Origin of the sequence: Microvirga arabica (assembly GCF_016811235.1) — a bacterium.
Classification (GTDB): Bacteria; Pseudomonadota; Alphaproteobacteria; order Rhizobiales; family Beijerinckiaceae; genus Microvirga; species Microvirga arabica.
Map to the genome: position 1 here is coordinate 14,166 of NZ_JAFBID010000022.1, position 16,386 is coordinate 30,551.

Sequence of the window (16,386 nt, forward strand, 5' to 3'; positions counted from 1 at the left end):
GAAATAACCATGCAAAACCAAAAGAGCCTTCGATTGGGAGCGCTGCTCGGAGCCATTGCTGCGCTCGGAACCGTGACGCTGGCGGCACCAGCGGCCTCCGCCCAGGACTTTGCCGGCAAGCGCATCACGATGATCATTCCCTACCAGGAGGGGAGCGGGTCGACCATTCACGGCCGCCTGTTTGCGATGGCCCTGGAAAAGACCCTGCCGGGCCAGCCTACGATCGTCATCCGCAACATCGACGGGGGTGGATCGGTCCGCGGCATCAACCAGTTTCACAAGGATGCCAAGCCTGACGGGTTGACGATCGCGGCGATTGCGACAGGAACCTTCTTCCAGTACATCCTGAAAGACAAAGCCGTTGCCTATCCGCTGCCGGAGTTCAAGCCGTTCCTGACCTCTCCCTTCGGGCTCCTCGCTTATGCGCGAAACGACTTGGGCCTGGGCAAGGATCCGGTTGAGAACATCAAGAAGCTGATTGCTAATCCGCCGGTCTATGGCGGCTCCGGCCCGACCTCGTCCGACCTTCCGGCTCTCCTGAGTTTCGACCTTCTCGGCATCAAGCAGAAAGGCGTCTATGGCCTCAGCAATGCGGAATCCCGGGCCGGATTTGAACGGGGCGAGTTCAATCTGAAGTATGACAACGCCGCGTCCTGGAACGAGGAAGTGAAGCCCCTCGTCGATGACGGTGTTGCAACTCCGATCTTCACCTTCGGCTTTGAACAGGAGGACGGTAAGATCGTGCGCGATCCCATGCTGCCGGATGTGCCGACCTTCCTGGAACTCTACGAAAAGATCCATGGCAAGCCGCTCTCCGGCATCGAGTACGAAGTCTGGAAGGCTTTGTTCAATGTGCGCGTGATGGGTTCAAAAATGCTCGTCCTGCCCCAGGGAACGCCGAAGGAGATCGTCGATGTCTATACGAAGGCCACCGAGGCTGCCCTGAAGACGGATGTGCTTCAGAGCCCCCAGGCAAAGCTCGTGCTGAGCGTCTACCCGCAAAGCACGGGCGCTGCCTCCGAAGCGATCTTCAAGGGCGGGCTGAGCATGACGGAAGAGCAGCAGAAGTGGCTCAGAGAGTGGCTGCGCACCCGTCACAGCATCACTGTGAACTAAACAGCGAACTTTAGGAGCCGGCCGCGCCTTTAGATAGAGGCCGGCTCCTTTGCCCGCGACAGCTCAAGCGTCCTGATCGCCGGACGCTGTGTGAATCTGGCTGCTGCCCTTCAGCTCGACTTTGGACACCGCGAATGGATTTCTCTGTCCTTCAGCATGCCGGACCTGCCCTGGTTCAACTCCTGACCGGCCCGCACCTGCTTTTTCTCCTGCTGGGTGTTGGTCTCGGGATGATCGTCGGCATTCTTCCCGGAATCGGCGGACTATCCGGGATGGCGTTGATCCTGCCGTTCATCTTCGGCATGGATCCAGGCCCGGCACTGGCCATGATGGTCGGGCTGACCTCAGTTACGGCCACATCGGACACCTTCAGCTCGGTGCTGATCGGTGTACCGGGAGGCGCGGGCACCGCAGCCACCGTGCTCGATGGATTTCCTATGACGCAGCGGGGCGAGGGCGCCCGTGCGCTCAGCGCGGCCTTTGCGGCGTCTTTGGTGGGCGGCCTCATCGGCGCTTTTGTCCTCACCTTCGCGTTCGTCGCCGCTCGCCCGATCCTCCTGGCCATCGGCTTTGGCGAGCAGCTGATGCTGGTGATTCTCTCCTTGACCCTCGTTGGCATGTTGACGGGCGCCAATGTCGTGAAGGGGCTGGCCTCGTGCGCACTGGGGTTGCTGATCGGCACCATCGGATCATCCCAGGCAACCGCTGAGTACCGGTTCACCTTCGATACAATCTATCTTTCCGACGGAGTGCCGCTTGTCATCATTGCCCTTGGGGCATTCGCTCTGCCGGAGATTGTTGACGTTCTGCGCCAGCACCATGCCATCGCCCAGAAGGAACTCGTTGGATCCGGCTGGCTTGCTGGGATCAGGGATGTCCTGAGGAACTTCGGCCTCGTTGTTCGCTGTTCCGCGTTGGGGGCCCTTACCGGCATCTTGCCTGGTCTCGGCGGCGGCGTCGTTGGCTGGATCTCGTACGGCCACACCGTGCAATCCTCGCGCGACCGCAGTCAGTTCGGCAAGGGCGACGTGCGCGGGGTCATCGGGCCTGAGTCCGCCAACAACGCTAAGGATGGCGCGGACCTGATACCGACCTTGTTCTTCGGCATTCCGGGGTCGGGCACGATGGCGCTGTTTCTGGGGGGCCTTGTCGTCATTGGTGTCACCCCAGGCCGGACGATGGTGACGAACCAGGCCGACCTGATCTACCTCATCATCTGGTCCCTTGCGCTGGCCAACGTGCTCGCCACCGGCGTCAGCATGGCCTTGGCCCGCCCGATTGCGTCCCTCACGGCGATCAAGTTCACACTCATCGCTCCGTTTATCATCGTTATGGTCTTCATGTCTGCTTACCAGGCCAAGACGGACTGGGGCGATCTAATCGCCCTGCTGGTTGTCGGCGTGGTCGGCATGTACATGAGGCGGTTCGGGTGGTCGCGGGCGGCACTGCTAATTGGTCTGGTGTTGTCCCAGCGCCTCGAGTCCTCGCTCTACCGAACCGTCCAGATCTACGGCCTCGACATCTTTCTGCGACCGATCGCTATTGTCATTCTCATTCTGGCCGTGATCTCGATCGGCTTCGCGATCCGCACCAAATCGCGCACGTCGAGCGAGGACCGCGAGATCTCCATTGCATCCAGAAAGAACATCTGGCCGCAGGTGGCCTTTGTGGCGCTTCTTCTGGGTTTCGTGATCGCCATCGCCATCGATGCAAGCCAGCTGAAGTTCCTCGCGAGCGTCTTCCCCCTGAGCGTCGCTGCCATCGCGGTGGCCCTTCTCACGATCACGGCCGTCAGGATGGTGCGGAGAAGCAAGGCGCCCGGTCTGCTGTTCGATGCCGATGCCGAACTCGCAGCCAGTGAGACCGGAGCCAAGGCGACGTTCTATCTTGTTGGCCTTCTGGCCGCATTGCCAGCGCTGGCGGCCATTGTAGGGTTCTACCTTGCCGCCCCTATCTACGTGTTCTTCTTTCTGCGCATCTTGGCTCAGGCCTCGATACGCTTCAGCCTGGCGCTCGCCCTCGGCCTTGCGGTCTTTCTCGCCATCATCAATCTGGTGCTGGAAGCCCAGTTTGCACCCGGGCTCCTCCAGCAGTTCATCTCACTGCCACGGCCTTTCGGCTCATGACCCTGCTTGACCGCGATTACCTTCGATGACGCTCCTTCTCGATAACCATGAGCTGGCCTCCCTGATCTCCCCAGCGGAGTTCGTCAATGCCTTGGACAAGGCCTATCGGGCGTTCGCACACGGGGCGGGGATATGCCCGCCTCGGATTGACGTGCAATCGGGTGCGGCGGGGATTGATGGCAATTACCAACTCGGGCTCGCCGTCGGCATGTCGGGCGACTACGCGGCCCTCCGGATCAAGTCGGACGTCGTATTCCAGCAGCTCGTCGAGGGGCGCTCCCGCAAGAACAAGTATTGCGTGGAGCCGGGAACTTACATGGGCCTCATTCTGCTCTTTGATCGAAGCAATGGCGCGCTTCTCGCCATCATGCATGACGGCTTGCTGCAAAAGATGCGCGTTGGCGCGGATTCCGCGCTCGGCGTGCGGTACATGGCGAGGGAGGATGCTAGCGCTTTGGGCATTCTCGGCGCAGGCGGCATGGCCCGCGCGCACGTCGCGGCCATCGCCACAGTCCGCCCGATCTCCCACGTGAAGGTTTATAGCCCGACGCAGACGAACCGCGAGGCATTCGCGAGGGAGATCGTCGACACGTACGAACTGGACGCATGTGCCGTGGACGATCCGAAAGCAGTCTTCGCCGAGGCTGACATCGTGTCGTCCTGCGCCAGCGCGATCGGGCCCGTAATTTTTGGCCGGGATCTTGAACCGGGCATGCATCTGACCTGCATCGGGGGAACCCTTGATTCGAAAGCCAGCGCAAGGGTGGACATCGCGCTCCGGTTTGGCCTTGCTCCAGCTCCAGCGGAAGCGCCGGAATTCCGGATCGAGGACGAGTGCCTGACCTTTGCTGAGGCTGGTGTGAAGGCTTCCCATGGCGGTACTCGCCGCTACGCGGATGTCCCCCCGGAGCGCCGCATCAGCTTCGCTGATCTCCTCGCAGGCCCGTCGCGAGGGCGGACGGCACCTGAGCAGATCACATTCTCCGAACGCGGGAACATTCATGGCGTTCAGTTCTCCGCCGTAGCGGGGCTGCTCTATGAGCGTGCGCAGGCGGCACAGGTCGGGCGCCACCTGCCTTCCGAGATGTTTCTGCAGTCAGTAAGAAATTGAAAGGCCATTCCGATGAAGAAGAGCATCCGCGCGCTCCTACGGGAGCACCCGATTTTGGTGTCTCCCGGCGTGTACGATGGCTACAGTGCACGGCTCGCGGAGCGAGCGGGCTTCTCCCTTCTGTCGACAACGGGCGCTGGCCTCGTGAATTCGAGGCTGGGGCTGCCAGACGTCGGCATCTTCTCGTTCAGGGACAATGTCGAAGCGTGCCGTGCCATTGTCAGCGCGACAACATTGCCCGTCTCGGCAGACGCCGAGACCGGATATGGTAACGCCGCGACGGTCCACTACGTTGTTAAGGCTTTCGAGGAGGCGGGGGTCTCTGCAATCAGCATCGAAGATCAGCTTGCCCCTAAGCGCTGCGGACATGTGGCCGGCAAGGAGGTGATCTCCACCGAGGAAATGGTTGGAAAGATCAGGTCGGCCGTTGCAGCCCGCTCAAGCGACGACTTCATGATCATCGCCCGGACGGATGCCATTGCCGTTGAGGGGATCGATGGGGCCGTCGAGCGTGCGAAGGCGTATGAAGCTGCAGGCGCAGATGCGATCTTTCCTGATGCTGTCCGTGGACAGGACGATATCGAAAAGATCATCGGTGCGGTGAGGATTCCCGTGCGCATCAACATGGGTTTCGGTATTCGCACCCGCTCGACCACGCCACTAATGTCAATCCAATCCCTGAGGGCGCTTGGCGTTCGCTGGGTTAGCCTCTCGCGCATGCTTCCAGCTGCCGCAATCCACGGCATGCAGCAGGCGCTGGAGGTCATGCGGCAGGCCATGGAGCAGGAGGCGATCGTGGAGAGGCCCGATCTCGTGGCCGACATGAGCACGATCACCGACCTGATGGGCTATGCGGAGTACCTGGAGATCGAGCGCCGGTATCTGCCGGAAGCACAGATCGGGCGGAAGTATCAGAAGGACGGGGCTCACTGATGGGCGCCGATGCACCTGCGCAGCAGCCATCCGCTGCTGAAATCCTAGCGACGTACGTGGCTGGCATTCGGCCGGCGGACCTGACGCCCCCTGTGACACGGGTGGCGAGGCTCTGCCTGATCGATGCGGTTGCCTGCGCGATCCATGGCAGCCGCCTGCCGTGGTCGCGGGTGCTCGCAGATTATGTCGGGTCCGTAGCAGGCGAGGGGCCTTGCAGCCTCCCGGCCGCGTTGGGCAGGGGATTGCCCGCGCCCCAGGCCGCTCTCTGCCTGGGTGCCTTCGCACATGCCTTCGAACTCGATTGCCTGCGCAAGCCTGGCGCGGGCGTTCATCCGGGCGCGACGGTTGCGCTTCCGGCCCTGATGGTTGGTCAGAGCCTCGGCAGCTCTGGTCGCGAGGTGTTGGCCGCCATCATTGCCGGCTCCGAGGTGATGTTCCGCATCGGGAATGCCACCCTTCATACGCCTGAGAGCTTAGGGTTCCACGCCCCAGGAATCACCGGCCCCTTTGGGGCCGCGGCGGCGGCGGGGCGACTTCTGGGGCTCAGCGCTGATCAGCTTGCCAATGCGTTCGGCCTCGCGGGCTCCTTTGCCGGCGGTCTTCTGAGCTTCGCCAAGGCGCGCGAAGGAGGCATGGTGAAACGGCTCCACCTGGGGCGTGCCGCGGAAGCCGGCGTTATGGCGGCTCTCTTAGCCCGCAACGGCTTTGAAGCGCCGAAGCCCATTTTGGAGGGGCGCTTCGGGGTGCTCGACGCCTTCTGTGAGCATTCGGATGCGACCCTCCTGACAAAAGGTCTGGGGAAGGACTATGAAATCGAGCGCCTGTGCATCAAGCGCTATGCCTGCCACGTCACGGCGCAGGCGCCGGTCCAACTGCTTCGTGAGGTGATGACCGAGTACGGCCTCGAGGGCGATGCCATCGAGGGGCTGACGCTGACAGTATCGGACAAGGTCCTGACTCATCACTCCGAACAGCGCCCCGCAGACCTGATGCTGGCACAGTACTCGGTCCCGTTCTCGGTTGCCACAGCCGCCTACCGCGACCTCGAAGACCCGGCCTCCTTCTCGGACGAGATTCTTCAAGACAAAGCGATCCTTAGTCTGTCCGAGCGGATTGAGCTCAGGGCCGGGCGGCCTAAAGGCTGGGGTGTGGGGCTTGCACTCCGCCTTCGCGATCGTCGCGAGATTTCGAGGGAGGCCGACAGCTTCCTTGGATGCCCAGACCATCCATTCTCCGACGCCGACATCGAGCGCAAGTTCACCCGTCTGACGGCGCAGGAGGACGCACCGCGTATGAAAGCTCTATTGGCAGCACTCAATGATTTTGAGGCGATCGCGGACTGTTCAGTTGGTCTTAGACAGGTAAGCGGCTGAGGCGACAATTGCGGCTTATGGTGCGATGATCGCTGTTAGGGCCCACGTTAGGGCCAGTCGAGTCGCCAAGTAAAATAACCAAATCTTATTAGTGCTTTAATTAAGACAAATGGCGGAGAGGGGGAGACTCTCCGGGATCCTCTCAGAACCCGTGACTTTACAAGGGCTTAACGCAGACCTGTGCCCGCCCTGTGTAGCACCCCTGTGGGGCCCAGGACAACGGGCATTGCGCATCGCCTACATCGCATCGGTGGTAGTCGGAAGGTCTAATCATCTCCGCCCCGGACGCGGACAGCCCTAGCGGGGAGCTGCGTTACTCCGATCAGGTCTAATGCCCCTCATGTCCCAGATGGGATGATCAGCGGACCTCCAGGGATCCTCGCTGTACTTCGCCCTTTAACCCATTCCGGACATCGGCGCCAATCCATTAGAACAAGACGCTGTAGTCGGGAAGCAAACCGCATCCTTGTGCCGGTGTCCTTCGAGCGGAGACCGGAATCTCCGAGCTCCGCTCAGTGCCTAAACGCTTCGTGAGCTGTCTTCGCTGTCGGGAGGTCAGACGCCAGAGCCGGGTCTTCCGGCGAGAAGCTGGAGTTCCCAAGCCAGATTGGTGGCGCTGGCGCCGCCGTGCTCGAGCAGGATCTCTGCCACCTTGCCGGCTGTTTCCTCGCGAGCCCAATCCCGTTGAAGCTCCGCCATGAACACACTGGCGGTGAGCGGAATGGCACCGGCCTGGATCATCCGCTGAATTCCCATCTCGTGGGCCTCCATGCTGGTTCCGCCGGAGGCGTCGGTGACGAAATATACCTCGTAGCCTTCGCCAAGAGCGTGAATGACCGGAAAGGCGAGGCAGATCTCGGTCCACAAGGCTGCAATCACGATCTTCCTGCGGCCCGTGCTCTCCACCCACCGGACGCAGCTTTCGTCTTCCCAGGTGTTGATCGTTGTCCGGTCGATGGGCTTCTGTTCGGGAAAGACATCCTGAAGCGGCTTGATGAGATTTCCGCCGCGGCCTTTGAGGACCGTGGTCAGCAATGTGGGCACGTTGAATGCCTTGGCGGCCTTTGCGAGCATCACGACGTTGTTGATCATGAGGGCAGCATCGATGTTCTTGACGCCGCTCACCTGGAACGGCTGATGGTCGATGAGCATCAGGGCGCAGGTGTCCGGCGTCAGCATCGCGTCGAGGCCGACTCTGACAGGTTTTGACGTAATCATTGGAGCATCCTTTCAAGGGAGGTTATGCGGGAGGGTTGTCAGCAGGCGGGAGACGATGTCACCCGTGCTTCGTCATGTTCTGGGCGACCAGCGGTGCGCCGAACTGCTGGAGCAGCCCGCCCTGATTCAGCTCGCCCAACGTGATCGGCGCGAAACCAAGGCGCTCGATCAGTCTGGCGATATCAGCGCTGGCGCTGGCGTCATTGCCCGAGACGAACAGAACGCGGCGACCGCCATCCTGCGCCGGCTCACTGGCCAGCACGGCTGCCGGCAGGGTGTTGAATGCTTTGACCACCCGTGCTCCGGGAACCATCTCGGCGACGATGGCCGTCGAGGGACGGCCTCCAAGATCCTTGGGTGTGAAAGCCGGGAAGTCGATGGCGTTCGTCGCGTCGACGACGATCCGGCCGTTCCATTGGGCAGAGCCCTGAACAGCGTCACCGACGGTCGTGAAGGGCACGGCGAGGATCACGACATCTGCTTTCATGGCGTCCGGCACAGTTGCCGGCGTCACATGAGGTCCGAGCTCTGCCACCAGGCCTGCGAGGGATTCCGGCCCCCGGCTGTTGGCGATCAGAACGTCGATGTTGCTACGGGCGAACTGGCGGGCGACAGCGCTACCAATCGCGCCCGAGCCGATGATGGCATAGGTCATGGCACAGAGATCCTTCTGGAGGTTGGGAGGCAGTGAACTTTTCAGGACAGAGCGTGACGCGTATGTGTCACTTCAGCCGGAAAGGCGGGGTGTCAGGCAGGGGGATGAACTCGGTCTCGCCGGGAACGCCGGGGAACTGACGGTCGCGCCAATCCTGCGCAGCCTGCTCGATGCGCTCGCGGCGGCTCGACACGAAGTTCCAGTAGATGTAGCGCTTCTCAGGCAGCGGCTCACCGCCGAGCAGCATCAGGCGAGCGGCATCGACGGCACGCAGCACGATCTCCGCACCGGGCTTGAACACGACGAGCCGGTCCTTGCCGAAGCTCCCGGTCTGCCCGGCAACTTCGATCTCTCCGCTGATGACGTAAACCGCGCGTTCGATATGCTCCGCATCAATGCGCAGGCGCGCTCCATTGTCCAGAGACACATCGGCGTTGAACAGATCGGAGTAGGTGCGCGTCGGTGCGGTGCGCCCATGCAAGGAACCGGCGATCAATCTGAGGTTTATGCCCTCTCCCTCCATCTGGGGAAGTTCGCTGGCGTTGGCGTGCTGGAAGCCTGGAGAAGTCTCTTCCTGGTTTGTGGGCAACGCCACCCAGCTCTGGAAGCCGAACACCGTCCCGCCGCTGGCACGTGTTGTGTCGCTGCTCCGCTCAGAATGCACGATACCGCGTCCCGCCGTCATGACGTTGACTTCACCAGGGCGGATCGGTTGCACATAGCCCTCGCTGTCGCGGTGCAGAATCTCGCCATTGATGAGGTAGGTCAGGGTTGCAAGCCCGATGTGAGGGTGTGGACGCGTGTCGAGACCTTCACCCGCCTGAAAAGCAACGGGGCCGAAGCTGTCGAGAAAGATGAACGGTCCGACCATGCGGCGATGCATAGACGGCAATGCGCGGCGCACCTGAAAGCCATCGCCGAGATCGCGAACGGCCGGCAGAACAATCTGTTCGACTTCGGCAGCATAGGACTGAACTGTCATGGCATTGTCCTTTCCAGCAGTGGCACGCTATGTGAGGACATTGAAGGCGATTTCCCGTATCCCGAAAACTGGCATAATATGAACCGTAACGTTCGAGGAAATTGGTATGCCGTCCAGTCCAGGGGTCCCGACGCTTGATCAGCTGCGGATCTTTCTCACCATCGTGGATGTGGGCAGTTTTGCCGGTGCGGCCCGCAAGCTGGGTCGGGCGACATCTGTCATCAGCTACTCGATCGCCAACCTGGAGGCGCAGCTCGGGGTGTCGCTCTTCGACCGGGAATCCACCCGCAAGCCTCAGCTGACCGAAGCCGGCCGGATGGTCTTGGCCGAAGCTAGGACCGTCTCCAATGGAGTTGATGGGCTACGCGCCAAGGTCAGAGGGCTGCTGCAGGGCTTGGAGGCGGAGATCCACCTCGTGCTCGACGTGATGCTGCCGGCTTGGCGCGTGGTCGATGCCCTCAAGGAGTTCCGGGCCGAGTTTCCGACGGTTCATCTGCGGTTGAACGTTGAGGCGCTCGGAGCCGTGACCCAGATGGTTCTCAACCGTTCCGCCTCGATCGGAGTGGGTCTGCCGCTCGATGCGGAAATCGCCGGGATCGAGCGGATCGGCGTGGGCGGCGTCGAGCTGGTGCCTGTGGCGGCGCCCAATCATCCGCTGGCCCGTGCGGGTCAGAATGCCCCTGGCGCAGGGCGTGACCACATCCAGCTTGTGCTGACGGACCGCTCGCCCTTCACGCAGGGCCAGGATATGGCCGTTGTGGCAACACAGACGTGGCGTCTGGCGGATCTTGGCTCCAAGCACATGCTGCTGAGAGAGGGCATTGGCTGGGGCAACATGCCGGAGCCGATGGTGCGCGAGGACCTGGCTGCTGGCCGGCTCGTCCACCTTGATATGCCCGACTGCCGCGGCGGATCCTACCGGCTGCAGGCGATCTATCGAACGGATACGCCGCCTGGCCCTGCCGGTTCATGGCTGATCAAGCGCTTTCAGGAGCAAGCCGAGAGCCCGACTGCAAGGGACGATGAAAATGCTGCCCGCTCCCTTGCGGACGGCAGACCGCAAACGATAAAGGCCGCGGAGTGAGCGCGGCCTTTCGTTTTGACGTCGATTGATCTGAAGGCAAGTCGTTAGCGGCGGGCATCCAGGCTGAAGCGGCCTGCACCGAAGGCCACGACCTGAAGCAATCCGCCGACCATGGCGATGTTCTTGAAGAAGTGGATGAACTGGTTCTGATCCGCGAGATTGCCGTGGAACGCGAGCGCCGTCGCAAGAGTGAAGCCTGCGAGCCCTGCCGCAACGAGCCGCGTGCGATAACCGGCAATCAGTGCAAGGCCGCCCAGGACCTCAACAATGACCGCAAGAGCGAACCCGAGAGGCGCCAGCGGCAGGCCTGCGGATTCGATATAGCCGATCGTTGCGGCCGGGGCGGCAATTTTTGAGGCGCCTGAGATGACGAAGATGGCGCTCAGGAGTACTCGGCCCGCGAGAGAAGCAGCATCAGCAAGGGCGAAAGCTGAACGGCGCTGAGTGTGGGTGTGAGGGACGGCTGCTGAGTTTGACATGACGATAATTCCTTCTGAAAGGGCGCGGTTTGTGCAAGGCGCCGTGGACAGAAGGAAAGATGCCATCATGCAGCATAGCGGAAAAGACGAATAAAGTGGATCAATATGTTCGAAAAAATCGAACATTATCGATGCAGGATGAAAGCTCAGGCTAGCTATTTCTGGCACGTTAAGGAGGTAACGCGTTGGTCTGCTTGCTGACCTTGAGCAAGCATTTGTGAAAACATGAGGCTCCATGTCTGGCTCACCTCATGCCATCGGCAGTTTAGGGATCCCGGCGTTTTTGTCTCAAGTAGTCGATGAGGACACGGAGCTTGAGCGGTACATTCCTGCGAGTCGGATAGTAGAGGTAGAAGCCGGAGAACGGCGGGCAGAACTCTTCCAGAAGCGGCACGAGTTCAGCTCGGGCAATATAGGGACGGAAAGTCTCTTCCATCCCGAAGGTGAGGCCTGCTCCGGCGCAAGCAAGACGGATCATCACCCTCATGTCGTTGGTGGTCACGCGAGAGTTCACGTCGACAGTAAAGTCACGCCCGTTTTCGGTGAACTCCCATCGGTAGGGGGCGACCTGCGGGTTTGGTCGCCATCCTATGCAGCGATGCTTTGGCAGATCCTGGGGATGCGCAGGCGCACCATGCCGCGCCAGATAGTCAGGGGAAGCCACAACCGTCTGGCGCTGCTCATTCGATACCGGAATGGCGATCATGTCCTGCTCGATTACTTCACCGAGACGCACGCCGGCATCGAAGCCCTCGGCCACAATGTCGGATTCCTCGTCCGTGACAGTGATGTCGAGGCGGATGTCGGGGTATGTCGCAAGGAAGGCCGCCAGCAGCGGGCCGTCCAGGAATCTCTCGGCAATGGAGGAGACTGTTATGCGCAGCATGCCGCTGGGCTGTGCGCGCATCTCGCCGACGGCTTCCATGGCAGTGCTGACATCGTCGAGCGCAGGGCGCACCGCCTGATAGAGCCGCTCTCCGGCCTCGGTGAGATGAACGCTGCGGGTCGTGCGCTGAACCAGCGCCACACCCATCCGCTCCTCAAGGCGTCTGATGGCTTGGCTGACGGCCGAGCGCGTCACCCCCAGGCGTTCGCTGGCGGCCCGGAAGCTGCGCGCTTCTGCGACGGTGACGAAAACGGTGATGCCGGCCAGATCGGTATTCATTGATGACAAAATCTTACCAGCGCATTCATGATTGGCAAGTCGATTGCGCAGATCAGTCGAACTACCTTTCGTCCATGAGCTCGGGACCGCCGCATCAAAGGCCCGGGCACAGGTTTGGGTGAAAGGAGAAATCCATGTCCGAGATGAAGGTTGTTTTGATCACCGGCGCCTCCAGCGGAATCGGTGAGGCGGTGGCTCTGGAGCTGTCCAAAGCCGGGCACACCGTCATCGTAGGCGCACGCCGGACCGACCGTCTGCAAGACCTCGTCAGCCGGATCGAGGCATCCGGCGGCGTCGCGCGGGCCCACCAGCTCGATGTGACGTCACGAGATGACTTCGCGCGCGTCGCGTCTGACACGCTCGAGGAGTTCGGCCGCATCGACGTGATTGTTAACAACGCGGGTGTCATGCCGCTTTCGCCCCTCAGCGCTCTCAAAGTGAGCGAGTGGGACCAGATGGTGGATGTGAACATCAAGGGCGTTCTGAACGGCATTGCGGTTGTGCTGCCTGTCATGGAGACCCAAGGCTCCGGTCACATCATCAATGTCGCATCCATCGGTGCGCATCGGGTCTCGCCGACGGCTGCGGTCTACTGCGCGACGAAATACGCTGTCTGGGCGATCTCGGACGGTCTTCGGCAAGAGACGGATCGATTGCGGGTCACGGTGATCTCGCCTGGCGTGGTCACGAGCGAACTCGCCGAGACGATCTCGGACGAGAGCACCCGGGAGGCTATGAGGGAGTTCCGCAGGACTGCGATCCACCCGGACGCCATCGGCCGAGCGATCCGCTATGCGATCGAGCAGCCCCCGGAGGTGGACGTGAGCGAGATCATCGTTCGCCCGACTGCGAGTCCTCACTGAGGAAAGGAGCATGTGATGCCAAGGAGCGCACTCCCTCTCGTCCTTGCCGCCGCAATGGTCACCGCGCCATGGGCACTCGGGCAGCCTGCGAGCACCAATCAACCCCCAGTCAAGAAAGCAACAGAGATGGCAGGTCACCCCTATATCGGCATGTGGGTCACGAGTGATGGCCACATCCGCCAGGAGCTTCTCCCGAACGGTCGTTATGATGAGGCGCGGGGAACCCGCATGAGCGCCTATCGGGGCCGCTACGAGATCCGCGGCACCAAAATCGACTACTGGGACGATACGGGCTTCACGGCCGACGGTGAGTTCATCGATGGCGTACTCCACCATGGCGGAATGCTGTTCTACAGAGAAGGGCAGGCAGAGCGACGTCCTTGATCCTCAAGACGATCCCTGGCGAGGTCATGTGCTCCTCGACAGGGGTCCAGTGTCCGGTCATGGCGCACCTGAGACCTAAGGCCATGGGCAGCAACCCTCAGGAAACCAGACGTTCCGAAGGGTCCGGAAATATCAGTACCTGACCCATTTCTGACGTTGAACTTGTTCATCAAGGACGTGATGCGGGTGTGCGGTTTATCGGAACGAACAGCGCTAGCGGACAATCAACTCGTGGGGCAGGAGTTGTTCGGAGCCCTGTTCCCCAGCCCATAAGACCTGCAATTGCTCCACAACTCTGGCGCCAAAATCCGCGTACGGGATGCGGACGGAGGTCAGCCAGGGGGCGATCCAGGCGTTGAGTGTGTTGTCGTCAACGCCGACAATGCTGCATTCTTTTGGAACCTGAACGTGTGCTTCGGATGCGAGGCGGTAAGCCCCATACGCCATAAGATCGCTCGGACAGAACAGGGCTGGAGGCCATGGACGCTTCTTTACGAGGTTCTGAGCCGCTGCATATCCGACCTCCAGATGCGAAAGGCCTGGTGCCTCAGCCTGCCTGAGTGCGCTCGTGGGCATTCCAAGATCCTCAAGCCGGGCCATGAAGCCGCCGACGCGGTCGCGCGTTGCCGATGAACCTTGCGAGGGGTAGATGACGGCAATCTCCCTGAATCCGCCCGACCACAAATGGTCTGCTGCATCCATGCCCGCGCGCCAGTTATCGATGCCGACGAAGGACCCCCTTGTGTCAGGATTGCGACGACCGACGAATACGATGGGGTCTCCGCGGGCTACTGCGGCAGATAAACCCTCGCTCCGGACCGCATTGACGACCACGTAACCCTGAACCACCTGTGACCGCATTGCGTTCAGGTATTCATCCTGAAGATCCGCGCGGTCATGGGTATCGCACAGGATCATCACGTAACCGGCCGTACGCAGCGCCGTCTCGACTGAGGCTGCGATCGCCGCCATGGCAGGATTGTCGAGGTTCGGCGAGAGCATCGCGACAATCTTGCTTTCCCGCCTGCGCAGGGTGCGACCGACGTGGTTGGGCCGATAGCCCAGAGCCGAAACTAATTGCTGTACCCGTTCGACGGTTTCGGGAGAGGCCCGTCGTACCTCGCCATTCACAATACGCGATACGGTTGCGATGGATACGCCAGCCTGAGCGGCAACTGTCGCCAGAGAAACCGGCTCCTGCCTGATACGTCGTTGTTTCGTCATGACATCTTGTTCGTCAATTTTACCGGTCCTGTCGAGCCTCGTGAATGCTCTGGCGAAGGCCTAGTCTAAAGGATGATAGACAGGTTAGGCAAACGTTTGCCAAATGCTACCCTACACACTAACCTTCTTGAGGTGATTGGTCTGAGATCAGCGTGAAAAGGCCTCCTAGCCCAGGTGGGGAGTGCTGAAACACCCGGGCAGCGGCCCTGGTCCTTCGCATCATGAGGGACTTGGCTGTGCCTCTTCGTGCCTCCAAACGGAGGATAGTGCTGGCCTGTCAGCCAGCTCTCAACGAGGTCTGAAGCCCTCGTGGCGCCACAGATCCGAGCAAGTCTCGACTTTCGAGCGAGAAGACAAAACGGAGGAAACGATGAAGACGACTAAGATGCTCCTGGGCTGCGCATTGTTCGCTGTCAGCTTGGGAATGAGCCAAGCCTATGCGCAGACAACCCTTCGGATGACCTGGTACTCGGATGGCAACGAGGGCGAAGTCATGTCGGATCTGCTGCGCCGGTTCGAGGAGCAGAACAAGGACATCAAGGTCGTCCTTGATCAGGTTCCCTTCAAAGCGATCAATGAGAACCTGCCGGTCCAGCTTGCAGCCGGGCAGGGCCCTGACCTTGCGCGTGTCGCAGATCTCGGCGGCGTGGCCCGCTACATGCTCGACCTTCGCCCTCATCTGAAGGATCCAGCCTATTTTGAAGCCAATTTCGGCCCCTTCCTCGAATGGATGCGTGTGCCGGGCGATACATCGTCCATACCCGGCTTCATGACTCAGCTCACTCTGACGGGGCCTTTCGTCAACAAGACGCTGTTCGAACAGGCGAATGTCCCAATGCCCGGACCCAAGGCAACTTGGGAGGAATGGGCGAAGGCGGCCAAGGATGTTGCTGCAAAGGTGCAGGCCCCGTTCCCGATCGCCATTGACCGGTCCGGCCACCGGTTTTTGAGCCTCGCAATTACGCAGGGCGCGAAGCTGTTTAACGAAAAGGGCGAACCCGCCGTTGTGGACGAAGGATTCAGGCGGGGAGCGCAGCTCGTTTTCGACTGGCACAAGAACGGCGTGATGTCGAAGGAGCTCTGGGGCTCGGTGGCAGGCACCGCCTACCGGGGGGCGAATGACGAGTTCAAGAACGCGCAGGTCGTGATGTACGAGTCTGGCTCCTGGCAGATCGGGCAGTTCGACAAGACGATCGGCGATGCATTCGACTGGGTGGCAGTTCCAACCCCCTGCGGGCCCGCCAACTGCTCTGGCATGCCGGGCGGCGCTGCGCTCGTGGCCATCAAGACCACCCAGCATCCAAAAGAAGTCGCTCTCCTCATGGAATATCTCGCCAGCGACCAAGTTGCGGCAGAATTCTATGAACGCTCACTCTTCGTGCCAGGCCACTTGGGCATCGCCAAGAAAGGTCTTGAGTACAAGAGCGCCTCGCCCCAAGGAAAGGCAGCGCTGAAAGTCTTTAACGAGGGCGTGTCGCAGCTCTCTCCGGTTGCCAACAAGCTTCAGGGCTATGTCCACAACCGTGTGATCTTCAACGCGGTGATCAGCCGGCTTGGCCAAGCCATCGCCGGAGAGGCCTCACTGGACGAGGCCTACCAGCGCATCGAGTCGGATGTGCAGCAGCAGATTGCCGAGCGCACCAAGAAGTAAGCCCGAAACCTGCCCCGGGTGG

The 16,386-nt window shown here is 61.1% G+C and carries 15 protein-coding genes; 9 read left to right on the plus strand and 6 right to left on the minus strand.

The features are described from left to right. Window positions 1-9: 9 nt before the first annotated feature. The 5 genes from JQC81_RS13260 (at window position 10) to JQC81_RS13280 (ending at window position 6,659) form a co-directional block, all read left to right on the plus strand. The gene (locus JQC81_RS13260; RefSeq protein WP_203272285.1) at window positions 10-1,116 is read left to right on the plus strand and encodes a Bug family tripartite tricarboxylate transporter substrate binding protein; all 1,107 of its coding nucleotides are present in this window, start codon (window positions 10-12) and stop codon (window positions 1,114-1,116) included. A 134-nt stretch (window positions 1,117-1,250) separates the two neighbouring features. Next, window positions 1,251-3,242, plus strand: a complete 1,992-nt coding sequence (locus JQC81_RS13265; protein ID WP_203272286.1) for a tripartite tricarboxylate transporter permease — start codon at window positions 1,251-1,253, stop codon at window positions 3,240-3,242. A gap of 25 nt (window positions 3,243-3,267) precedes the next feature. Continuing rightward, window positions 3,268-4,353, plus strand: a complete 1,086-nt coding sequence (locus tag JQC81_RS13270) for an ornithine cyclodeaminase family protein (RefSeq protein WP_203272287.1) — start codon at window positions 3,268-3,270, stop codon at window positions 4,351-4,353. Window positions 4,354-4,365: 12 nt separating this feature from the next. Beyond that, window positions 4,366-5,286: an isocitrate lyase/PEP mutase family protein gene (locus JQC81_RS13275; protein WP_203272288.1), complete on the plus strand. Its 921-nt coding sequence runs from the start codon at window positions 4,366-4,368 to the stop codon at window positions 5,284-5,286. Next, complete coding sequence (locus tag JQC81_RS13280; protein WP_203272289.1) at window positions 5,286-6,659, plus strand: MmgE/PrpD family protein; 1,374 nt, start codon at window positions 5,286-5,288, stop codon at window positions 6,657-6,659. Before JQC81_RS13275 ends, JQC81_RS13280 begins: the two co-directional genes overlap by 1 nt. Before the next feature lie 555 nt (window positions 6,660-7,214). Here the strand turns inward: JQC81_RS13280 and JQC81_RS13285 are convergent. The 3 genes from JQC81_RS13285 to JQC81_RS13295 are packed head-to-tail and all read right to left on the minus strand — an operon-like array spanning window position 7,215 to window position 9,514. Next, entirely contained in the window at window positions 7,215-7,877 is a 663-nt protein-coding gene (locus JQC81_RS13285) for a hydrolase (RefSeq protein WP_203272290.1), read from the minus strand. A gap of 58 nt (window positions 7,878-7,935) precedes the next feature. Then, window positions 7,936-8,565: an NADPH-dependent F420 reductase gene (locus tag JQC81_RS13290; protein WP_281400271.1), complete on the minus strand. Its 630-nt coding sequence runs from the start codon at window positions 8,563-8,565 to the stop codon at window positions 7,936-7,938. A gap of 34 nt (window positions 8,566-8,599) precedes the next feature. Beyond that, on the minus strand, window positions 8,600-9,514 hold the full coding sequence (locus JQC81_RS13295) for a pirin family protein (RefSeq protein ID WP_203272292.1): 915 nt from the start codon (window positions 9,512-9,514) through the stop codon (window positions 8,600-8,602). Between the two features lie 106 nt (window positions 9,515-9,620). Between JQC81_RS13295 and JQC81_RS13300 the strand changes: the two genes are divergently transcribed. Continuing rightward, the gene (locus JQC81_RS13300; protein ID WP_203272293.1) at window positions 9,621-10,598 is read left to right on the plus strand and encodes a LysR family transcriptional regulator; all 978 of its coding nucleotides are present in this window, start codon (window positions 9,621-9,623) and stop codon (window positions 10,596-10,598) included. A gap of 44 nt (window positions 10,599-10,642) precedes the next feature. Here the strand turns inward: JQC81_RS13300 and JQC81_RS13305 are convergent, their stop codons facing one another. Next, entirely contained in the window at window positions 10,643-11,077 is a 435-nt protein-coding gene (locus JQC81_RS13305) for a DoxX family protein (RefSeq protein WP_203272294.1), read from the minus strand. A gap of 265 nt (window positions 11,078-11,342) precedes the next feature. Beyond that, a complete protein-coding gene (locus JQC81_RS13310) occupies window positions 11,343-12,242 on the minus strand; it encodes a LysR family transcriptional regulator (protein WP_203272295.1) in 900 nt (299 codons plus the stop codon). 134 nt (window positions 12,243-12,376) lie between these two features. On the opposite strand from JQC81_RS13310, the gene JQC81_RS13315 reads away from it, so the two are divergent. Beyond that, entirely contained in the window at window positions 12,377-13,105 is a 729-nt protein-coding gene (locus tag JQC81_RS13315) for an SDR family oxidoreductase (RefSeq protein ID WP_203272296.1), read from the plus strand. 15 nt (window positions 13,106-13,120) lie between these two features. After that, a complete protein-coding gene (locus JQC81_RS13320) occupies window positions 13,121-13,489 on the plus strand; it encodes an Atu4866 domain-containing protein (RefSeq protein ID WP_203272297.1) in 369 nt (122 codons plus the stop codon). Between the two features lie 213 nt (window positions 13,490-13,702). On the opposite strand, the gene JQC81_RS13325 is transcribed toward JQC81_RS13320, so the two are convergent. Next, window positions 13,703-14,713 carry a LacI family DNA-binding transcriptional regulator gene (locus JQC81_RS13325; protein WP_203272298.1) on the minus strand — a complete coding sequence of 337 codons (1,011 nt, stop codon included), beginning with the start codon at window positions 14,711-14,713 and terminating at the stop codon, window positions 13,703-13,705. Window positions 14,714-15,083: 370 nt separating this feature from the next. On the opposite strand from JQC81_RS13325, the gene JQC81_RS13330 reads away from it, so the two are divergent. Next, window positions 15,084-16,364, plus strand: a complete 1,281-nt coding sequence (locus JQC81_RS13330) for an ABC transporter substrate-binding protein (protein ID WP_203272299.1) — start codon at window positions 15,084-15,086, stop codon at window positions 16,362-16,364. Window positions 16,365-16,386: the final 22 nt, after the last annotated feature.